This is a genomic window from Rhodopirellula maiorica SM1, from assembly GCF_000346295.1.
Taxonomy (GTDB): Bacteria; Planctomycetota; Planctomycetia; order Pirellulales; family Pirellulaceae; genus Novipirellula; species Novipirellula maiorica.
In genome coordinates this window covers 1-4,794 of sequence record NZ_ANOG01001032.1, presented here as the reverse complement: position 1 = coordinate 4,794, position 4,794 = coordinate 1, and the positions used below count along the sequence as shown (strand labels likewise).

Here is a 4,794-nt window from a genome sequence, read left to right as displayed (position 1 = left end):
ATGGAGGACAAAAATATGTCAGGGAGCAGTGCCATCCTACGGTATCCCATCTTCCTGCCCTCTTCATTTTCCTGCCAAACCAGTAACCAACGTTTTCTTCGATGCCACTCCGCCGCTCTTTCAATTCGAAGTGAAGTCGGTGACAGCGAAGTCGGCAATTGGCACCGAATTCACCCCAACATTTCTGCCTACCTAGCCGAACCTATGCCGAGCCGCGGCGTTGTATGATAGAGCCTTTTCTCTACCGCTTCCCACCGCCCCAGAGACATCGTCCATGCATCATTTTCTAACGCCCCCCATTCTAAAATGTGGATTCGCCCTTGCTCGCGGGACTTTTGTAACGTGTTGGTCGCTCGTCCTACTGTGTCTTGGCGACGGCGCGGACGCTCAGGACCGTCCACCGAACATTTTGTTTTTATTTGCAGATGACGTGGGTCAGGAGGTACTGGAATGCTACGGCGGCCAATCGTACTCGACACCGCATTTGAATGAATTGTCGCGGACCGGCATGAAGTTCAACCATGCCTACAGCATGCCGGTTTGTCATCCCTCGCGATTGACGTTGATGTCAGGCCAATATCCGTTTCGTCACGGCCAAGTCACCTGGGGTGACTATCCGCAGGCTGCCGAAGCGAAGACATTTTCACGGTGCTTGCAACGCGCAGGCTACACCACAGGCATTGCGGGCAAGTGGCAACTCGCTTTGCTCGGCGACGATCCGCTGCATCCGCAACGAATGGGATTTGATTACTGGGACCTCTTCGGTTGGCACGAAGGCCCGCGTTACTACGAGCCCATGATTTACCGAAATGGCCAAGTACGCGATGACACGCTGGGGCATTACGGCCCCGATCTTTATCAACATGGGCTGATCGAATTTATCAAGACCAATTGTGACCGCCCTTTCTTTGCATACTATTCAATGGCATTGGCGCACGAAGTCACCGACGATCTAAGCCCTCCCGTCCCCCATGGACCGTTTGATCGCTACGGCAGCTATCCCGAGATGGTCACGGAACTCGATCGAGCGGTGGGACGCTTGGTGGCCGCTTTGAACGCGTTGCAATTGCGTGAGCAAACCCTGATCCTGTTTCTGGCCGACAACGGGACGCCTCCCGAAATTATCATTCGGGCCGAAGGCGAGGAACTGATACGGACTCCTGTCGTTTCTCGTTGTAACGGCCTGGATATCCCCGGCGGAAAAAAACAGCTCAACAACGCTGGTACCAACGTACCGATGATCGCTAACTGGCCAGGAACGATTCGGCCTGGTCAAGTCGTGAATGATCTAGTCGATTTCAGTGACATCTTGCCCACCTTTTTGGATCTGGCGCAAGCTCCACTGCCCGCCGACGTCGCATTCGATGGTGTCAGCTTCGCAGATCGGCTTCGCGGCCGTGGTGCTTCGCCGCGGCAATTTGCTTATTGCGAAGAAGCGGTATTGCCAAAAGCCGGGGGCGTCGAACCAGACGGCGAAAGCTCGGGATTAAAATGGGTCCGCACCCAAGACTGGAAACTCTACAACGATGGCCGACTGTACCACATGAGCGAAGACGAACGAGAACAATATCCTTATGTGGCCGCCGACGACGATGCTACAAGCTCGGCAAAACGTAAGCAGCTTCAACAAGCGTTCGACGATCTCGGAATCTGAGTGACTCAATCGAAGGGGCGTCATACCGCGAACGGTCTATAACACCGTTTCGCCTAGCCCAGGAACATTGTCAGGCCGAGGCCCCGCCGGCCAGTCGAACTTTCGATCCGATGCATCGATTGCCACATCATTGATGCTCGCTTCGCGACGTCGCATCAATCCATCCTCATCGAATTCCCAGTTTTCGTTGCCGTAAGCGCGAAACCAATGGCCATCGGCATCTCGGTACTCGTATTGGAAGCGAACGGCGATGCGGTTGTCGCCGAATGACCAAAGCTGTTTGACCAGCCGATAATCAAGTTCCCGCTCCCATTTACCAGTAAGGAAAGTAACGATCTGTTCACGACCGGTTACGAACGTATCACGATTTCGCCACTGGCTATCGAGCGAGTAGGCCTGGGATACCTTGACAGCATCGCGAGAGTTCCAAGCGTCTTCGGCAGCTCGAACTTTTTGGATCGCGGCTTCGCGTGTAAATGGGGGTCGGATATCAGTCGGTTTTGGCATGGTTTGGTCCTCCGTTGGATTGCAGCAAAGTAGAAACGAAAGCGAAAAAAAGAATGCGACCCGGGCAACAGACCGTTGCCCGAGTCGCGTTTGGCTGACGTGGTCAATTCAATGATGACGCGGTTATGCGGCGCTGCAGGAATCGTCGTGACAACCGCAGGCTTCGGATGACGACGACGATGGAAGCGTTCCAGCAAGCGGAAAATCGATCTCCGGGTCCGCGACGTGATTGAAGTAATTGGTGAACAGATTCAGCGATGTGTTGGCAACTACTTCGGCAATCTCCGCATCGTTGACGCCCGCATCGCGAGCCGCGGCAATGTCATCGTCCGAAACCAAGCCACGCTTTTCGACAAGTAGTGAAGCGAGCTTCAAGATGGCGGCGGTCTTGGCATCGGAAGCTTTGGCGCAACGCGCATCGAGAATCTGATCCTGGGTCAGCCCCACCATCTTGCCGATCGCCGAATGGGCACTCAAACAGTAGCGACAGCCGTTGGCTTCCCCGACGGTCAGTGCGATCTGCTCGCGAGTCTCCGCTGGCAGTACACCCGCCCCCAGTGCACCGCTAAATTTCAAGTAGGCGTCGAGCACGGCGGCCGAATGCGCCATCGTCGCCATCATGTTGGGCGTCATTCCAAGTTTTTTCTGAACGCCGCCAAGCAGTTCGCGAGCCGTTCCGGCGGCCGACTCGGTAGCGATAGGATTGATACGTGACATGGTGAAGGTCCTCGATAAAAAGAGTGGTTTGGTTTCAACGGCAACAGTTACCGTTGATGCTTTCATTCCGTAGGCACGAATCGTGCCAACCCTCGACATTTCACGTAAGCCGTTTCCTTCAAACGCCTTAGGGAAACCATGCAGACAGGAATAAAAGCACGACATTTCGTAACTTACGACTTTTCGTTGCAACTTCACGACTTTTCGTATAAAGTTTCGGCATGCTTGACACCAAGACACCGCTGATTCGCGACCCAAGATCGCTGCTGCTGGAAATGGCTCAGCGGATGCAAGTTTGTGATGCGCTGCGATTGATCGTGGATCGGATTGCGTCGTCCCCGGCAGTCGCGTTGGCAAGAATTTGGCTGATTCGCCCTGCAGCCGGTTGCGCGACCTGCCCGCGGGCCTCGGAATGTCCCGATCGAACGAACTGTTTGCATCTTGTTGCCAGTGCAGGAAGTTCGCTGGTCGATCCCACAGCGGACCTAACGCGGCTGGATGGCGAATTTCGGCGATTCCCGATCGGTGTCCGCAAGGTGGGACGGATCGCATCGACAGGGCAACCAATGGAGGTCAGCAACATCGAGGGCAATCCCGATTGGCTTGTCAAACCGGAATGGGCAAAGGCCGAAGGAATTCGTGGATTTGGTGGCCAACCGCTGATCCACCACGGCAACGTCCTCGGCGTGCTGGCGGTGTTTAGCCGCACGACATGTTCCGAAGAAGACCTTCAGTGGTTACGAACGATCGCCAACCATGCCGCCGCTTCGTTGGCCAATGCGTCCGCTTGGGAAGAGATCGAGAAGCTACGGCACCGGCTTGAATTGGAGAATGATTACCTACAGGAAGAGGTCAACACGAACCATTCGTTTGGTGACATGGTCGGCAGCAGTGCGGCACTCCAAAAAGTGACCCAGCAAATCGAGTTGGTCGCTCCGACTGATTCGACGGTGTTGGTGACAGGCGAAAGTGGCACCGGCAAAGAGCTGGTAGCTCGCGAGATTCACCGCCGCTCCTCACGAAGCGATCGGCCGTTGATCAAAGTCAACTGCGCAGCGATTCCGCGTGAGCTGTACGACAGCGAATTCTTTGGTCATACGAAGGGCAGCTTCACTGGAGCGGTGCGTGATCGCGTTGGGCGATTCGAGCTGGCCGACGGCGGTACGTTGTTTCTGGATGAGATCGGCGAGATCCCGCTGGAATTGCAAAGCAAGCTGTTGCGGGTGCTGCAGGAAGGGGAACTGGAACGCGTCGGCGAAGAGCAGACGCGTGAAGTGGATGTCCGTATCATTGCAGCCACGAACCGCGATCTGAAAGCCGAGAGTGAAGCGAAGCGTTTTCGTGCCGATTTGTATTACCGACTGAGCGTGTTTCCGATTGAGCTTCCGTCGCTATCGAAACGCAAAGAAGATATCCCGCTGCTGGCCGAACATTTGCTGCATCAGCTCGCTCGTAAACTTGGCCGCGAAACGCCGCGGTTGACGAAAGCCAACATCCAACAGCTGAAACAATACGAATGGCCCGGAAACATCCGCGAATTGCAGCATGTTCTCGAGCGTGCGATGATCACCGCACGGGGCGGACGGCTTCGTTTTCAGCTCGATCAAGCGACGTCGCCCAACGACACATCATCGCTCGAGCGTCAATCAAGTTTACCATCACTTGACGGCGACAAAATTTTGACGACCGACGAGCTGAAGGCCTTCGAAGCGGCCAACATCCGCCGCGCCCTCGCGGCGTCTGGCGGAAAAGTCTCAGGTCCGGGCGGGGCTGCAGAGTTGCTGAACACCAAACCAACCACCCTTGCATCCCGCATCAAAAGCCTAGGCACTCGCTTATCATGAGCGAACGGGTTCACGCAAGCGAAATGGCAAGGGTGCAGGTCGTAGCAGAAAGGAAGGGATCTTTCGCTGTGT

5 protein-coding genes are annotated in these 4,794 nt (G+C 55.4%); 3 read left to right on the top strand and 2 right to left on the bottom strand.

Features of this window, described 5'->3' with window-relative positions; all coding sequences use genetic code 11:
- Both RMSM_RS43225 and RMSM_RS33410 read left to right on the top strand, forming a co-directional pair.
- Positions 1-196, top strand: a 196-nt coding sequence (locus RMSM_RS43225) for a hypothetical protein (protein ID WP_236622407.1), incomplete at its 5' end; no start/stop codon positions are given.
- Positions 197-274: 78 nt separating this feature from the next.
- On the top strand, positions 275-1,654 hold the full coding sequence (locus RMSM_RS33410) for a sulfatase family protein (protein WP_008708221.1): 1,380 nt from the start codon (positions 275-277) through the stop codon (positions 1,652-1,654).
- 36 nt (positions 1,655-1,690) lie between these two features.
- On the opposite strand, the gene RMSM_RS33405 is transcribed toward RMSM_RS33410, so the two are convergent.
- Both RMSM_RS33405 and RMSM_RS33400 read right to left on the bottom strand, forming a co-directional pair.
- Positions 1,691-2,161, bottom strand: coding sequence for a nuclear transport factor 2 family protein (locus RMSM_RS33405; RefSeq protein WP_008708218.1), 471 nt, complete (start codon positions 2,159-2,161; stop codon positions 1,691-1,693).
- A gap of 123 nt (positions 2,162-2,284) precedes the next feature.
- Complete coding sequence (locus RMSM_RS33400; protein ID WP_008708216.1) at positions 2,285-2,878, bottom strand: carboxymuconolactone decarboxylase family protein; 594 nt, start codon at positions 2,876-2,878, stop codon at positions 2,285-2,287.
- Positions 2,879-3,099: 221 nt separating this feature from the next.
- On the opposite strand from RMSM_RS33400, the gene RMSM_RS33395 reads away from it, so the two are divergent.
- Positions 3,100-4,722 (top strand): sigma-54-dependent Fis family transcriptional regulator, encoded by a 1,623-nt coding sequence (locus RMSM_RS33395; RefSeq protein WP_008708214.1) that lies wholly within the window; start codon positions 3,100-3,102, stop codon positions 4,720-4,722.
- Positions 4,723-4,794: the final 72 nt, after the last annotated feature.

Excerpts from the sequence above, each read along its gene's own strand:
- RMSM_RS33410 (WP_008708221.1), top strand. The coding sequence starts at position 275 with ATGCATCATTTTCTAACGCCCCCCATTCTAAAATGTGGATTCGCCCTT.
- RMSM_RS33400 (WP_008708216.1), bottom strand. The coding sequence starts at position 2,878 with ATGTCACGTATCAATCCTATCGCTACCGAGTCGGCCGCCGGAACGGCT.
- RMSM_RS33405 (WP_008708218.1), bottom strand. The coding sequence starts at position 2,161 with ATGCCAAAACCGACTGATATCCGACCCCCATTTACACGCGAAGCCGCG.
- RMSM_RS33395 (WP_008708214.1), top strand. The coding sequence starts at position 3,100 with ATGCTTGACACCAAGACACCGCTGATTCGCGACCCAAGATCGCTGCTG.